The sequence below is a fragment of the Flavobacterium sp. ZT3R18 genome (assembly GCF_007097385.1).
In the GTDB taxonomy this organism is placed as follows: domain Bacteria; phylum Bacteroidota; class Bacteroidia; order Flavobacteriales; family Flavobacteriaceae; genus Flavobacterium.
Map to the genome: position 1 here is coordinate 86,253 of NZ_VJZS01000010.1, position 14,832 is coordinate 101,084.

The following is a 14,832-nucleotide window of genomic DNA, read 5'->3' on the forward strand; positions in this document are numbered from 1 at the left end:
ATGAATAAATTTCACATTTTAGTAATCCTACTATTTGGCTTCTTGCTGATGCCAGATGGTGTTTTTGCTTGTGAAAAAAACTCAACAAAACATTCTTCCAGAAAAGAGATTTCTTCTAAAACGTGTAATGACGATTGTTGTAAAAAGGACAGTCATTCAAAAAACAAAAACCACGAAGGTTGTGGTGGTAAATGCGATCATTCGAAATGCGGTTGTGCTTCTTCTTGCAATACATCTATTTCGATTACTGAATGGAACATCAATATTAATCTTTTTAATTTCTCTTCAGTAAAACAAAAATTTCACAATTTTGAAACCTCCATTTCTTCTGGTTTCAATTCCTTATGGCTTATACCAAAAATAGGTTAGTTTCAAATTTTGACAGCCATAATTGCGTCAAATAACAAGTATTTTTTGCTTTAAAATCATTTCTTTTCTGACCAATCTAATTTCAAAAATATAGCTTGTTATGCTATCATTTTGTTATTGTTTAGATAGTTTAATATTACGGTTTGGATCAAAGATATTTTTTTAATCATTGTCTTAAACAGTTGTGAATTGATAAAAGCTCCAAAACTATCGGTAGCAGTTTATTATCAATACTGTCCGATGTAATATACCAATTGGTTAAGCAAAAAAAACACAAATTAAAACCCTAGCATGGCTCATGAATATTGAGTTACGCAAAAACAGTTGAAAACAATAAAACACCTAGTAGAAACAATTAAAATACTAAAAAAATGAAAACAGTAATTATCGTATTAACTGCATTTTTTGCATTTAGTACAACAGTAATAGCTCAAACAGATACTGAATCTATAAAAAAAGAAGCTCAAAAAACAACTTACAGTTGCCCGATGCATGCAGAAGAAGTTAGCCTGATAGAGGGAGGTTGTAGTAAATGTGGGATGAAAATGGTAAAAACCACGGAACGAAAATACAATCACGCTGTAAAAGGTAGTCAAGCAAGTAGTGAGCTTGTTACAAAATATGTATGCACAATGGATGGTGCCATTTCTGATAAACCAGGAAATTGTCCTAAATGTGGTATGGGTATGGTACCACAAGAAGTTCAAAAAACTACTTACACCTGTCCTATGCATCCTGATGAAGTGAGTCTAATAGAAGGTGGATGTAGCAAATGCGGAATGAAAATGGTAAAAACCACGGAACGAAAATACAATCACGCTGTAAAAGGTAGTCAAGCAAGTAGTGTTGTTGTTACAAAATATGTTTGCACAATGGATGGTGCCATTTCTGACAAACCAGGGAAATGTCCCAAATGTGGGATGGAAATGAATAAAGAAGAGGGTCATAAACGCTAACCGCAACTTATGAAATTTCAATATCTTTCTATTTCAATTATTAGCACATTGTAAACTGTTATTAGCAATGTGCTTGTTTGTAATTTTAATGTTAAATAGAAAAAGGAATAGGTTTAATAAAAATAGATTTTTTTTAAAAAAAATACTGCCAATAGCAGTACAATGTTCAATAATTTAAAATGTAATAAAAATGAAAAATATAATTCTTTCAGTTGTAGTAATGTCATTCGTATTGGTTTCTTGTAACCAAAAAAGTAAGCAAGATGAAACAACAAATTCAGTAACAAATAAACCTGAAACTACAACTGTAACAGTTAATCCAAACTCTTTTTCAATTAAAGAAATTGTAGCTAATTATTTGTCTTTAAAAAATGCTTTGACCAAAGATGATTCAAACGGTGCTGCTGATGCAGGGAAAGCATTAGTGGAGACAATGGCAAAAATTGACATGAAAAAATTGACTGGTAAACAGATGAAAAGCTATATGGATATTGCTGACGATGCTAAAGAGCACGCGGAGCATATTGGAGATAATGCGGGTAATATAGCGCACCAAAGAGAACATTTTGTTTTATTGAGTAAAGATATCAACGATTTGATAAAAACTTTTGGAGCGGAACAAAAACTGTATCAGGATTTTTGTCCAATGGCTGATGAAGGCAAAGGCGCTATTTGGATAAGCGAAGTAAAAGACATCAAAAATCCATATTACGGAAAAAAAATGCTTACGTGTGGTTCTATGAAAAAAGAATTGTAGAATGAAAAAAATCATCAAGAAAACATTCATCATAGGTTTGATTCTTTTTTTGCTGATGCAGTTATATCAACCTGCTCGTAATTTAGGTTATGAGCAGGATGTAACCGCAAATTTCACAAAAGTGTATGATGTACCCAAAAATGTAGAAACCATTTTGCGTACCTCTTGTTATGACTGTCATAGCAACAATACCAATTATCCTTGGTATTCCTACATTCAACCAGCGCGAATGTTAATGGAAAGTCACATAAAGAAAGGAAATAAAGATTTAAATTTTAATGAATGGGGAAATTATTCAAAACGCAAACAGTATAGCAAATTAGATGCTATAAGTAAACAAATTAAGTCAAATGAAATGCCTTTGGATTCTTACACTTTGATTCATAAAAGCGCAATACTTTCTAGTAGTCAAAAACAGGAAGTAATCACTTGGATAAATACAATTAAAAATAACGAATAACCTAACACAAATTATTCTTATAATTATTAAAAGATAAAAATGAAATTAAACAATAATATAGATAAATTAGGCACACTTGGACTTTTCTTCACGGCGTTATTCTCCCCTTGCTGTTTTCCCCTTTTTGCATTTGCAGCTTCAGCTTTCGGATTGGGTAGTTTCGAATTGTTTGGTGGCTGGACAATGTGGATATTTCAGATAATGATTTTAATCTCAATTACAGGCTTGATTATTTCTTATAGTAAGCATCACAGCCTTTTTCCCTTATTGCTAGCTATTCCAAGTGGAATAGTCATTTTATATGGATATTATTTCAGCAGTGATTTTTACCCTATTTACATCGGTATGTTTGGGTTACTAATTGCGACAGGAGTTAATTATTACTTTAACAAGTTGGAAGGTAATTGTGAAACCTGCACCATATATAACGGTAAATCAGTGGAGCTAAAATCAACTTTAACTTGTCCAAACTGCGGACACAAAAAGGATGAAATGATGCCAACGGATGCCTGCCAATTTTTTTATGAATGTGAAAAGTGCAAAACAGTTTTAAGACCCAAACAAGGAGATTGTTGTGTTTTTTGTAGCTATGGAACTGTAAAATGTCCTCCTATACAAGTAGGAGATAAATGTTGTTAAAAAATTAAAATATTATGGTAGAAAAATTAATATCATTCTCACTACGAAATCGAGCAATTGTCTTGCTTATTTCAGCTTGCCTATTTGCTTGGGGAATCTATAGCGTGCAACAGAATCCTATTGACGCCATTCCAGATTTATCCGAAAATCAAGTAATTGTATTTACAGAGTGGATGGGAAGAAGTCCACAAGTTATCGAAGCACAGGTAACCTATCCTTTGGTTTCTAATCTTCAAGGCATTCCTAAAGTGAAAAACATTCGAGGTGCATCAATGTTTGGGATGAGCTTCGTGTATATTGTTTTTGAGGATGATGTCGATATATATTGGGCAAGAACTCGGGTTTTAGAAAGACTAAATTATGCACAACGATTATTGCCACAAAATGTAGTTCCAACATTAGGACCAGATGGTACAGGTGTGGGTCACGTTTTTTGGTATCATTTAAATGCGAATGGTATGGACTTGGGAGAGCAAAGAGCCTTGCAAGATTGGTACGTGAAATTTGCCTTGCAAACTGTTCCCGGAGTTGCTGAAGTAGCTTCATTTGGAGGTTTTGAAAAACAATATCAATTAGTCTTAGACCCTTTGAAAATGCAGTATTACAAGGTCAGCATGATGGAAGTGATGAACGCTGTCAAAGCAAATAATAATGATGTTGGCGGGAGAAAATTCGAAATGAGTGATATGTCATACATCATAAGAGGATTAGGCTACATAAAAAACATAAAAGACGTTGAAGGGATTCCCATTAAAAATTACAATTCTATTCCAGTACGGGTAAAAGACATTGGTTCGATACAAATGGGAGGAGATTTACGTTTAGGGATTTTTGATGAAAACGGTACTGGCGAAGTGGTAGGCGGAATTGTAGTGATGCGTTATGGCGAAAATGCTGATAAAGTAATCACAGCGGTAAAAGAAAAAATGAAAGAAGTCGAGAAAGGATTACCCGAGGGTGTGACTTTCAAAACATCTTATGACAGAAGTGACTTGATAGAAAAAGCAATAGCATCAGTAAAAGGAACGCTAATCGAAGAAATGATCGCCGTTTCAATAGTGGTGTTGTTTTTTCTTTTCCATTGGCGAAGTGCTTTAATTATCCTAATACAAATACCACTATCTGTTGCAGTTGCATTTATCTTTCTGCAAGCTTTTGGAATATCTTCAAACATTATGTCTCTTACGGGAATTGCTTTGGCAATTGGAGTTCTGGTTGATGACGGAATTGTAATGGTAGAGAATGCTTATAGGACAATTTCGGAGAAACAGGAAGAAATGGATAATAACCAACACCCTACTTAAAATGAAAGATAAACTTAAAAATATATTCAAAAAAGAAAATGACCCTTTATCTTCTGATGAGAAGTTAAAACTAATTGAAGCCTCTTCAAAATTAGTTGGACCGGGGGTGTTTTATTCAACAATAATAGTAATTGCGTCATTTTTACCAGTATTCTTACTTACGGGTATGGAAGGTAAATTGTTCAGCCCATTAGCTTGGACAAAATCGTTTATACTAATTGTGGATGCTTTTTTTGCCATTACACTTACCCCTGTACTGATTAGCTTTTTGCTCAAAGGCAAACTTCGTACAGAAAACAAAAACCCAATAAACAGAAAATTAGAAAGCATTTATACTCCCATTTTAACCCTATGTTTAAAATGGCGTAAAACAGTATTGGCAGTCAATATTATGGCGCTGTTAATTGGAGTGTTGATGTTTACTCGTTTAGGGTCAGAATTTATGCCTCCGTTAGACGAAGGATCCATTTTGTTCATGCCTGTAACATTGCCCGATGTTTCGAATTCTGAAGTGAAAAGAATTTTACAGGTTCAGGATAAATTGATAAAATCAATTCCGGAAGTGGCTCACGTTTTAGGAAAAGCAGGAAGAGCTAACACGGCAACAGATAACAGCCCAGTGAGTATGATTGAAACAATTGTTTTACTAAAGCCCCACCAAGAATGGAGAGAAGGTAAATCGAAAGCTGATATTATAAATGAAATAAACAATAAACTGCAAATACCGGGGGTAACAAATGGATTTACTCAACCTATTATCAATCGGATCAATATGCTTTCTACGGGTATCAGAACCGATGTTGGGATAAAAATCTATGGAGCAAGTTTAGATACTATTAATGTTTTATCACAAAAAATAAAAAAAGCATTAGAAGGAACTTCAGGAGTAAAAGATTTGTATGCCGAACCTATTACGGGTGGAAAATATATTGACATAGAAGCCAAACGAGAAGTGATTGGCAGATACGGACTAAGCATCGATGATATAAACAACGTAGTTGAAGCTTCTATTGGAGGAATGAAACTTACCACAACCATTGAGGGGAGACAACGTTTTTCGGTAAACGCGAGATATGCACAAGAATATCGTAATAGTATTGAGGCCTTGAAAAAACTACAAGTTCAAACGATGGAATTTGGACCAATTCCATTAGAAACTGTTGCCGATGTAAAAATAAGTGATGGACCGCCTATGATAAACAGTGAAAATGCAATGCTTCGGGGGAGCGTATTGTTTAATGTTCGGGATCGTGATTTGGGAAGTACAGTCAAAGAAGCACAGAAAAAACTAAATGCGATGATGTCCAAAATGCCTAAAGGGTATTATGTAGAATGGAGCGGTCAATGGGAAAACCAAATCAGAGCCAACAAAACATTGAGTTTGATATTGCCAATTGTTGTTGTGATTATTTTCCTTATTCTATACTTTACCTATGGTTCTATGAAAGAAGCATTGATTACGATGATAACAGTTCCGTTCGCATTAATTGGAGGTGTTTTTATGGTATATTTTTATGGAATTAATTTGTCGGTTGCTGTAGCTGTGGGTTTTATTGCCTTATTTGGTTTAGCCGTCGAAACAGCAATGTTAATTACCATTTATTTGAATGAAGCGATGAATAAAATGGTCGCAAAACACGGTAACAGTAAGGAAGCAATCACAGAAGAAATTTTAAGAGAATATATTATTGATGGTTCCGCCAAGAGATTACGTCCAAAACTGATGACGGTTTCCGTTTCACTATTTGGATTGATTCCTATTCTTTGGGCAACAGGCGCAGGTGCCGATGTGATGCTTCCTATAACGGTTCCTCTCATTGGAGGTACAATCACTTCGACTATTTATGTATTATTAGTAACACCGGTTGTTTTCGAAATGTCAAAACTTCGTGAATTGAGAACAAAAGGTAAAATAGATCTTATCGATGCAAAACATTAAATATTATTTCGTTGCAAGTTGTTTGATTTTAAGTACTACTATAGTTGCTCAAACACTTTCGTTGGATGTCGTTTTGAATACAATCAAAACAAATAATCCACAATTAAAAATGTATGATGCCGATATTCAAAGTATGGATGCCATAGCCAAAGGAGCGAGAAGTTGGATGGCACCACAAGTAGAAACAGGTTTTTTTATGACTCCTTACAACAGTAAATTGTGGAAAGCCGATGAAATGGGGTCAGGAATGGGGAATTATATGTTGGGTGTTACTCAAATGATACCCAATGCTTCTAAGCTAAATGCAAATGAAAATTTGATGAAAGCCATGTCATCGGTCGAAAATGAAAATAAAAACTTCACACTGAATCAATTAAATTCGTTAGCCAAAACCTATTATTATGAATGGATTATCATTAATAAAAAAATAAAAATAGCCCAAGATAATCTCTTACTTTTAGATTATATGATTAAAAGTATGGAAATACGCTATCAGTACAATATGGATAAATTACCATCGTATTATAAAGCCAAATCTCAATATGCTACACTACAAAGTATGATTGTTATGTTAGAAAATGATGTATCTCAGCGTAAATACATGCTCAATACTTTAATGGCACGTGATAAAAAAGAAGATTTAGAAATAGATTCCAATTATGAAATAAAAGATTTTAATCTCTTTGAAACGGATTTATCTTCTTATATCAACAACCGTAGTGATATCAAAGCCATCGATAAAACCAAAGCCATCAATACATTGAAAGTTGAGGTCGAAAGAGCGGCATTTAGACCCGAATTTGGTGTGAAATACGACCATATGTTTGCTTTTGGGAATCAGCCACAGCAATTTTCATTAATGGGAATGATTACGATTCCTATGTTTTGGTCAACCAAAATGAATAAAGCAAATATGGAAAGCTATCGCATTAAAAACGAAAGTTTGGAATGGCAAAAGCAAATGATTGCTAATGAAGCTAACGGCGTTATAAAAGGAATGAATGCTGAATTTCTGAATCTGAAAAAACAATATCAGATTACTCAAGACAATATTATTCCAGCTTTAAAACGAAACTATGATACCGCAATTTTAGCTTGGCAAAACAACACAGGAGATTTATTCGTGGCATTAGAAGCTTGGGAAGCTATGAATATGACTCAAATCGATGGTTTAGATAAATTAAAATCGATTTTAACAACACAAGTAGAAATCGAAAAACAACTTGAAACCGAATAATTATGAATAGATATTTAAAATATGGGATACTGTTTTTGGTTGTTGTTTTTATCGGACTTGCAGTCTATTTCTTTGCTGTAAAATCAGACAATCATTCGGAAATGGAACGTCAAAACGAGGTTTATACTTGTTCTATGCACTCTCAAATCATAAGAGACAAACCAGGAAATTGTCCTATTTGCGGAATGGCATTAGTAAAAAAAACAACCGAAAGTCATACTGTAAATAATCATTCTATTGATAATCTTTTGAAACCTACCGACAATTTTGTAGTAGGGAATTATCAAACTACAACTGCAAAAGACACTACTTTAAATAGTGAAATGAATTTGCCCGGCATTGTGGCATACGACCCAAATTCATCTGTAAATATTGCAGCTCGAATAAGCGGAAGAATTGAGCGAATGTATGTAAATTATAAGTATCAAAAGGTAAACGAAGGACAAAAACTATTTGATTTATATAGTCCTGAATTATTGACAGAACAACAAAACTTTATTTATTTAATCTCTAATGATGCCGAAAATCTGTCGATTATCAAAGCATCAAAACAAAAATTATTGCTTTATGGAATGGCTAACAGTCAAATAAACTCGTTGTCGTCATCCAAAAAAGTAAATCCTCAAATAACTATTTATAGTCCCGCTTCAGGAATTATTGTTGGAACCGAAAATATGAATAATAGTAGTAATCCTTCTATGCAAAGTATTAGTAATAACACCGAAATACTGAACGTAAAAGAAGGCAATTATATAAAAAAGGGAGAAATCATCTTCAAATTGTTGAATACCGATAAAGTTTGGGGTCTATTTAATGTTATCCAAGGCTTTGGTAGTGAAATAAAAAGAAATCAATCTATTAAAATTTCGACCGAATTAGACGAAAATGAAACTTTTGATGCACAAATAAGTTTTATAGAAACACAACTTAATGCCACGGATAAATCCAATAAAATTCGAGTGTATTTGAACAATGATAAACTAAAGTTACCAATTGGCTTGCGATTGCAAGGCATTGTGAAAACAAATCCAATAAAAGCAATTTGGCTAGAAAAACAAGCCTTGGTAAGTATTGGATCAAAAAAGATAGCTTTTATAAAAATGAATAATGGATTTAAAGCAATAGAAATAAAAACCGGGATTGAAATGGATGGTTTTGTTCAAATTATCGGCGGGATTTCCATTAAGGACACTATTGCTAAAAATGCACAATATCTAATTGATAGCGAAAGCTTCATTAAAACCGAGTAATCATGAAAAAGATAACTATTATAGGTATTCTTCTAGTACTATTTATAGCTTGCAATTCAAAAAACAAGGAAGACCATAGCGAACATAAAAGTAAAAAAACTACTTTTTATACTTGTGCAATGGATCCCCAAGTAAAGGTAGATAAACCTGGTAAATGTCCAATTTGTCACATGGACTTAACCCCTATAAAAAGTGATGACACTCAAACCAACGAAATAAGTTTAAGTAAACAGCAAATACAACTGGGAAACATCACTACACAAACGATCACAGCAACTCAAAGTAGTTTAGAGCAAAGTTATACTGGGGTTTTAACCATTAATCAAGAGACCATTAATACTGCTTCATCAAGAGCGATGGGGCGAATTGAAAAACTATATTTCAAAACTATTGGCGAATATGTTGCAAAAAACAGACCGTTATATTCCTTGTATAGTGAAGATATTGCAATTGCTAAGCAAGATTATCTCTCTGCTTATAAACAGCTTACAATGCCTGGCGATTTTGGAAAAAACGCTCGAAATATACTCATTGCAGCCAAACAAAAATTGCAGTTTTATGGTTTATCAAATACCCAAATTGAAAACATTAAAGCAAATACAGAGATTTCAGCATACACCACTTTTTATAGCACAGCAAATGGATATATTACTGATGTAATGGTAACCGAGGGTAGTTATGTCATGGAAGGAGCAGGCGTAATCAAATTAGCAGATTTAAGTAATCTTTGGCTAGAAACACAAGTTAATGTTACTTCTGTAAAAAATATAAACATAGGACAAAATGCAACAATTTTTTTTCCGGATTTCCCCAATAAAATGAGTAACGCAAAAGTAGCTTTTATCAATCCTGAAATCAATCCAGATACCAGACTACTTTTGATTCGTTTCGATGTCCCAAATCTAAATTTGCAACTTAAGCCTGGAATGCAAGCTGTAGCGAAATTAAAACAATCCAATGTCAAAGGGGTATTCATACCCACTGATGCAGTTATTAGAGAAGAAAATGCTTCTTATATATGGATTGAAAAAAGAACAGGAGTCTTTGAAAACCTAATGGTCGAAACTGGAATGGAAATAAATGGGATGATTGAAATCAAATCCGAAATAGATAGCTCAAAAAAAGTGGTTATTACTGGAGCGTATGCCATAAATAGTGAGTATAAATTCCGAAAAGGAAGTGACCCAATGGAGGGGATGAAAATGTAATTGAATAGTTAAATTTTAACTTTTTTTTTATAATAATCCACATCGATCTCCTTAATTTCGTTTCACTTAAAATTCATACATGAAAATAGCGATAGTTTGTTATCCAACATTTGGGGGAAGTGGCGTAGTTGCTACAGAATTAGGTTTAGAATTGGCAAGACGAGGTCACGAAATACATTTTATAACCTACAGTCAGCCTGTACGATTGGCATTATTAAATCCAAATGTGCATTATCACGAAGTAATTGTTCCAGAATATCCGCTTTTTCATTTTCAGCCCTATGAATTGGCTTTGTCCAGTAAGTTGGTGGATATGGTCAAATTACATAAGATTGAAGTATTGCATGTGCATTATGCGATTCCTCACGCTTATGCTGGTTATATGGCCAAGCAAATGCTGAAAGATGAAGGGATTGATATTCCGATGGTAACAACACTTCACGGAACCGATATCACACTAGTTGGGAATCATCCTTTTTATAAACCAGCAGTGACATTTAGTATTAATAAATCAGATTATGTGACTTCGGTTTCTCAAAGTCTGAAAGACGATACGTTGAAATTATTCAGTATAAAAAATGAAATTCAGGTAATACCCAATTTTATCGAATTGGATAAAAGCAAGAACGATCCAACGATTCCTTGTCGACGTTCTGTCATGGCCAATGATAACGAAAGGATAATTACCCACATCAGTAATTTTAGAAAAGTAAAGCGAATTCCAGATATCATTAAAATATTTTACAAAATTCAAAAAGAAATTCCTGCCAAATTAATGATGGTAGGGGATGGACCCGAAAAAGAAAAAGCTGAAAAGATGTGTCGAAAATTTGGCATTCAGGACAAAGTGATATTTTTTGGAAACAGTAATGAAATAGACCGAATCTTATGTCTTACGGATTTATTTTTATTACCATCAGAAACCGAAAGTTTTGGATTGGCAGCACTTGAAGCAATGGCATGCGGAGTTCCCGTGATATCAAGTAATTCGGGTGGATTACCTGAAGTAAATCTTGATGGAGTGTCTGGTTATTTGAGTGATGTGGGAGAGATTAATGAAATGGCAAAAAATGCATTGAAAATATTAAAAGAGGATAGTGTTCTTGCCGAATTTAAAAAGAATGCTTTACACGTAGCCGAAAGTTTTGATATAAAAAACATTCTGCCAATATATGAAGCGTTGTATCTTAAAGCCATTAATAAATATAAAACATTTGTATGAGAATTATTTTCGAGGAAAAATGAAATAATCAACATCTAAATTAATCCATCTCAATTGTAAATATCGAGATGGATTATTTTTTAGAATTTGTATCGTACTCCTAGACCTGCATTAAAACTGAAATCTTTTTTTTCGTAATTATTAAAAACAAATCCGGGTCTTCCATCAATCGAGAGTTGAAGGGGAACGTCTTCAAAATGATATTCAATTCCGATGTCTCCATTGAAGGTCATGAAAATTCCGTTGTCATCGCCATATCCATTATTATAATTGTCATCTGTTTTCCAAGAACCTAATCCGCCACCGCCACCCGTATACCAAAATAAATCTTTGTCAAGTTTCCAGTACCATTGATAAATTCCAATTAATCTAAAAGCTTCGGTATTGTTATCGCTACTCCAACCGCCATCAATTTCGAGACGATTTTTTGATGATAACATTTTTTGATAGGTTATCTCAACCTCTAAACCATAATCATTACCAAATCGTAATCCCATAGCATTTTTTGAAATACTTTCTTGAGATTGGCTAGATATCGTGATTACTAATAGTAGATATAAACAGTAATGGTTTTTTTTCATTTGGCTTGTTTATTTGGGTATAAAAAAATCAGGTCTATAAAAATACGAAAATATTATTTATAATCTGTAAGTCAGTTGTTTATATTCTGTTTAAGAAATGATGAATCAATGCTTACTTTCTAGTATTAATAAGTAATTATGGATTTTTACTAAAAAACATCAATTGTATTTTAAGAGTTTATCATTCAGTTAATTCAAAAAGCTTAGGTTTTATAACGAAATTGTGTATAATTAATGTGAAATATTACTAATTTATTATTTTTTGTTTACTTCTTAAAACTTACATTTGCCTAAAATTAAAAGCAATGGCAGGAAATAGCTACGGAACACTATATAGAATAACCACTTTTGGAGAATCACATGGAGAAGCGTTAGGCGGAATTATTGATGGTTGTCCCTCTGGAATTCAACTGGATTTGGATGCAATTCAATTCGAAATGTCTAGAAGAAAGCCGGGTCAATCTGCAATAGTAACCCAAAGAAAAGAACCAGATGATGTTCAATTTTTATCTGGAATCTTTGAAGGTAAAACCACAGGAACACCAATAGGTTTTATCATTCCAAACACCAATCAAAAATCAGACGATTATTCCCATATAAAAGATAATTATAGACCGAGTCATGCCGATTATGTCTATGAAAAAAAATATGGTGTGCGCGATTACCGCGGAGGAGGACGAAGCTCGGCACGTGAAACCGCCAGTAGAGTTGTGGCAGGCGCGATAGCGAAACAAATGTTACCGGAAATTAAAATAAACGCCTACGTTTCTTCGGTTGGCCCAATATTTTTAGAAAAACCATACCAAGAACTAGATTTTTCAAAAACAGAGAACAATCCTGTTCGTTGTCCAGACGAGGAATCAGCAGTGATTATGGAAGAGTACATTCGCGAAATCCGTAAACAAGGGGATACGGTAGGGGGTACAGTTAGCTGTGTGATTCAAAACGTACCAATTGGTTTAGGAGAACCTGTGTTTGATAAACTACATGCCGAATTAGGAAAAGCGATGCTATCGATCAACGCCGTAAAAGGTTTTGAATTTGGAAGCGGTTTTGAAGGTGTAAAAATGAAAGGTAGCGAGCACAATGATTTATACAATCCTGACGGAACTACTAAAACCAATCTTTCCGGTGGGATACAAGGCGGAATAAGCAACGGAATGGATATCTACTTTCGAGTAGCTTTTAAACCAGTTGCAACTATCATGCAAAAGCAAGAATCATTAGACAATAAAGGAAATATTACTGAAATGACAGGAAAAGGTCGCCATGATCCATGCGTTGTACCTCGTGCAGTTCCCATTGTTGAGGCAATGGCTGCTATTGTTTTGGCAGATTTTTATCTTTTGAACAAAACGTATCTATAGTTGAACCCCATACACAATATTTTGACGAGCTAAATATTGAGACTTAATCTTTAAATTAATTTAATGACTGCAACTACGACCACAACCACAAAACCATCCTTTTTTAAAGGCCTTACAGGTCAGATTTTAATTGCCATGCTCTTGGGAGCAGTATTAGGTGTAACTATTCACAATACTGTTTCTGCAGAAGGAGCTTTAGAATTTAGTTCCAAAATAAAAATGCTGGCGACTATTTTCATTCGATTAGTTCAAATGATTATTTCGCCCTTAGTATTTACCACTTTGGTAGTTGGAATTGCAAAATTAGGAGATATAAAAGCGGTTGGTAGAATTGGTGGAAAAGCTTTAGGTTGGTTTTTTACTGCTTCTTTCATTTCACTATTGATCGGAATGTTTTATGTAAATTTATTAGAACCGGGAGTTGGGTTAAATTTGTCAAATGTAGATTTGGCTACTGCTTCGGATGTAACAGCGAAAACACAAAGTTTATCTTTTGAAAATTTTATAGAGCACATTGTACCCAAAAGTATTTTTGAAGCGATGGCCACTAATGAAATTTTGCAAATTGTTATCTTTTCTATATTCTTCGGTTTAGCAGCAGCTTCAATAGGAGATCATGTAAAACCGGTAATTAGTTTTTTAGATAAAACATCCCATATTGTTTTAAAAATGGTGAATTTTGTAATGAAATTTGCCCCAATAGGTGTGTTTGGAGCCATTGCAGGAGTTTTTGCAGTAAGAGATTTCCAAGAACTGGCAATAACGTATTTTAAATTCTTTGGTTCCTTTTTAGTTGGGATTAGTACGCTTTGGGTGGTTTTAATTCTTGTTGGATACCTTTTTCTAGGAAAAAGAATAAAAGTGTTATTGCAACATATCGTAAGCCCGTTGATTATTGCTTTTGGAACAACCAGTTCTGAGGCCGTTTTCCCAAAACTTACCGAAGAACTAGAACGTTTTGGAGTAAAAGATAAGATTGTTTCTTTTATGTTGCCATTAGGGTATTCTTTCAATCTTGACGGAAGTATGATGTATATGACTTTTGCAGGTATTTTTATCGCTCAAGCTTATGGAATACATTTAGATTATCCTACCCAGTTTACCATGCTTTTTGTTCTAATGCTTACCAGTAAAGGGATAGCGGGAGTACCAAGAGCAAGTTTGGTGGTTGTTGCTGCTACCTGCGGTATGTTTAAAATACCAATTGAAGGAATTGCATTAATTTTACCTATTGACCATTTTTGCGATATGTTTAGAAGTGCAACAAATGTTCTAGGGAATGCATTAGCAACTTCTGTAGTTGGAAAATGGGAAGATGAAAAAGAAAATTCAGTTGTTGAATAAAAAGCAGTACGTATTAATCAACTAATATTGAAATTATAACATATTTTTAAAAGGTTGCAAAACATGTAAAAAAACAGCTACTCTATTTTAGTGTAGCTGTTTTTTTTATACAAATTATTTTTTTTCTTAAATCAGTGTTTTTTTTTAATAATATACATAAATAAAAGCTTTTAATGTTTATTTTTAAGTGTATATTTGA

General features: G+C 33.6%; 14 protein-coding genes and 1 pseudogene. 14 read left to right on the forward strand and 1 reads right to left on the reverse strand.

Annotated elements, in window-relative coordinates:
• The 12 genes and pseudogenes from FNW52_RS12100 (at window position 1) to bshA (ending at window position 11,341) form a co-directional block, all read left to right on the forward strand.
• On the forward strand, window positions 1-369 hold the full coding sequence (locus FNW52_RS12100) for a hypothetical protein (RefSeq protein WP_143377730.1): 369 nt from the start codon (window positions 1-3) through the stop codon (window positions 367-369).
• Window positions 370-740: 371 nt separating this feature from the next.
• Window positions 741-1,325 carry a heavy metal-binding domain-containing protein gene (locus FNW52_RS12105; protein ID WP_143377731.1) on the forward strand — a complete coding sequence of 195 codons (585 nt, stop codon included), beginning with the start codon at window positions 741-743 and terminating at the stop codon, window positions 1,323-1,325.
• A 190-nt stretch (window positions 1,326-1,515) separates the two neighbouring features.
• Complete coding sequence (locus FNW52_RS12110) at window positions 1,516-2,082, forward strand: DUF3347 domain-containing protein (protein WP_143377732.1); 567 nt, start codon at window positions 1,516-1,518, stop codon at window positions 2,080-2,082.
• Window position 2,083: 1 nt separating this feature from the next.
• Entirely contained in the window at window positions 2,084-2,542 is a 459-nt protein-coding gene (locus FNW52_RS12115; RefSeq protein WP_143377733.1) for a heme-binding domain-containing protein, read from the forward strand.
• A gap of 39 nt (window positions 2,543-2,581) precedes the next feature.
• A pseudogene (locus FNW52_RS21130) lies at window positions 2,582-2,911 on the forward strand (MerC domain-containing protein); the annotation flags it as partial.
• A 69-nt stretch (window positions 2,912-2,980) separates the two neighbouring features.
• Complete coding sequence (locus tag FNW52_RS21135; RefSeq protein ID WP_255515590.1) at window positions 2,981-3,181, forward strand: GDCCVxC domain-containing (seleno)protein; 201 nt, start codon at window positions 2,981-2,983, stop codon at window positions 3,179-3,181.
• Window positions 3,182-3,195: 14 nt separating this feature from the next.
• Window positions 3,196-4,485, forward strand: a complete 1,290-nt coding sequence (locus tag FNW52_RS12125) for an efflux RND transporter permease subunit (protein WP_143377735.1) — start codon at window positions 3,196-3,198, stop codon at window positions 4,483-4,485.
• A 1-nt stretch (window position 4,486) separates the two neighbouring features.
• Window positions 4,487-6,424, forward strand: a complete 1,938-nt coding sequence (locus FNW52_RS12130; RefSeq protein ID WP_143377736.1) for an efflux RND transporter permease subunit — start codon at window positions 4,487-4,489, stop codon at window positions 6,422-6,424.
• Window positions 6,411-7,661 carry a TolC family protein gene (locus tag FNW52_RS12135; RefSeq protein ID WP_143377737.1) on the forward strand — a complete coding sequence of 417 codons (1,251 nt, stop codon included), beginning with the start codon at window positions 6,411-6,413 and terminating at the stop codon, window positions 7,659-7,661. The genes FNW52_RS12130 and FNW52_RS12135 overlap by 14 nt, the downstream gene beginning before the upstream one ends.
• Before the next feature lie 2 nt (window positions 7,662-7,663).
• The gene (locus FNW52_RS12140; protein ID WP_143377738.1) at window positions 7,664-8,911 is read left to right on the forward strand and encodes an efflux RND transporter periplasmic adaptor subunit; all 1,248 of its coding nucleotides are present in this window, start codon (window positions 7,664-7,666) and stop codon (window positions 8,909-8,911) included.
• A 2-nt stretch (window positions 8,912-8,913) separates the two neighbouring features.
• A complete protein-coding gene (locus tag FNW52_RS12145) occupies window positions 8,914-10,119 on the forward strand; it encodes an efflux RND transporter periplasmic adaptor subunit (protein WP_143377739.1) in 1,206 nt (401 codons plus the stop codon).
• A gap of 79 nt (window positions 10,120-10,198) precedes the next feature.
• The gene (bshA, locus tag FNW52_RS12150; RefSeq protein WP_143377740.1) at window positions 10,199-11,341 is read left to right on the forward strand and encodes an N-acetyl-alpha-D-glucosaminyl L-malate synthase BshA; all 1,143 of its coding nucleotides are present in this window, start codon (window positions 10,199-10,201) and stop codon (window positions 11,339-11,341) included.
• An 80-nt stretch (window positions 11,342-11,421) separates the two neighbouring features.
• Here bshA and FNW52_RS12155 read toward each other — a convergent pair whose 3' ends face one another.
• Window positions 11,422-11,922, reverse strand: a complete 501-nt coding sequence (locus FNW52_RS12155) for a hypothetical protein (protein WP_143377741.1) — start codon at window positions 11,920-11,922, stop codon at window positions 11,422-11,424.
• A 305-nt stretch (window positions 11,923-12,227) separates the two neighbouring features.
• On the opposite strand from FNW52_RS12155, the gene aroC reads away from it, so the two are divergent.
• Entirely contained in the window at window positions 12,228-13,289 is a 1,062-nt protein-coding gene (gene aroC, locus FNW52_RS12160) for a chorismate synthase (protein WP_143377742.1), read from the forward strand.
• 63 nt (window positions 13,290-13,352) lie between these two features.
• Window positions 13,353-14,633 (forward strand): dicarboxylate/amino acid:cation symporter, encoded by a 1,281-nt coding sequence (locus FNW52_RS12165; protein ID WP_143377743.1) that lies wholly within the window; start codon window positions 13,353-13,355, stop codon window positions 14,631-14,633.
• Window positions 14,634-14,832: the final 199 nt, after the last annotated feature.

What these genes read in the sequence shown, in the direction of transcription:
- FNW52_RS12155 (WP_143377741.1), bottom strand. Translation starts at nt 11,922, where the DNA reads ATGAAAAAAAACCATTACTGTTTATATCTACTATTAGTAATCACGATA.
- FNW52_RS12165 (WP_143377743.1), top strand. Translation starts at nt 13,353, where the DNA reads ATGACTGCAACTACGACCACAACCACAAAACCATCCTTTTTTAAAGGC.
- FNW52_RS12125 (WP_143377735.1), top strand. Translation starts at nt 3,196, where the DNA reads ATGGTAGAAAAATTAATATCATTCTCACTACGAAATCGAGCAATTGTC.
- FNW52_RS12115 (WP_143377733.1), top strand. Translation starts at nt 2,084, where the DNA reads ATGAAAAAAATCATCAAGAAAACATTCATCATAGGTTTGATTCTTTTT.
- FNW52_RS12100 (WP_143377730.1), top strand. Translation starts at nt 1, where the DNA reads ATGAATAAATTTCACATTTTAGTAATCCTACTATTTGGCTTCTTGCTG.
- FNW52_RS12140 (WP_143377738.1), top strand. Translation starts at nt 7,664, where the DNA reads ATGAATAGATATTTAAAATATGGGATACTGTTTTTGGTTGTTGTTTTT.
- bshA (WP_143377740.1), top strand. Translation starts at nt 10,199, where the DNA reads ATGAAAATAGCGATAGTTTGTTATCCAACATTTGGGGGAAGTGGCGTA.
- FNW52_RS12130 (WP_143377736.1), top strand. Translation starts at nt 4,487, where the DNA reads ATGAAAGATAAACTTAAAAATATATTCAAAAAAGAAAATGACCCTTTA.
- FNW52_RS12105 (WP_143377731.1), top strand. Translation starts at nt 741, where the DNA reads ATGAAAACAGTAATTATCGTATTAACTGCATTTTTTGCATTTAGTACA.
- FNW52_RS12135 (WP_143377737.1), top strand. Translation starts at nt 6,411, where the DNA reads ATGCAAAACATTAAATATTATTTCGTTGCAAGTTGTTTGATTTTAAGT.
- aroC (WP_143377742.1), top strand. Translation starts at nt 12,228, where the DNA reads ATGGCAGGAAATAGCTACGGAACACTATATAGAATAACCACTTTTGGA.
- FNW52_RS12145 (WP_143377739.1), top strand. Translation starts at nt 8,914, where the DNA reads ATGAAAAAGATAACTATTATAGGTATTCTTCTAGTACTATTTATAGCT.
- FNW52_RS12110 (WP_143377732.1), top strand. Translation starts at nt 1,516, where the DNA reads ATGAAAAATATAATTCTTTCAGTTGTAGTAATGTCATTCGTATTGGTT.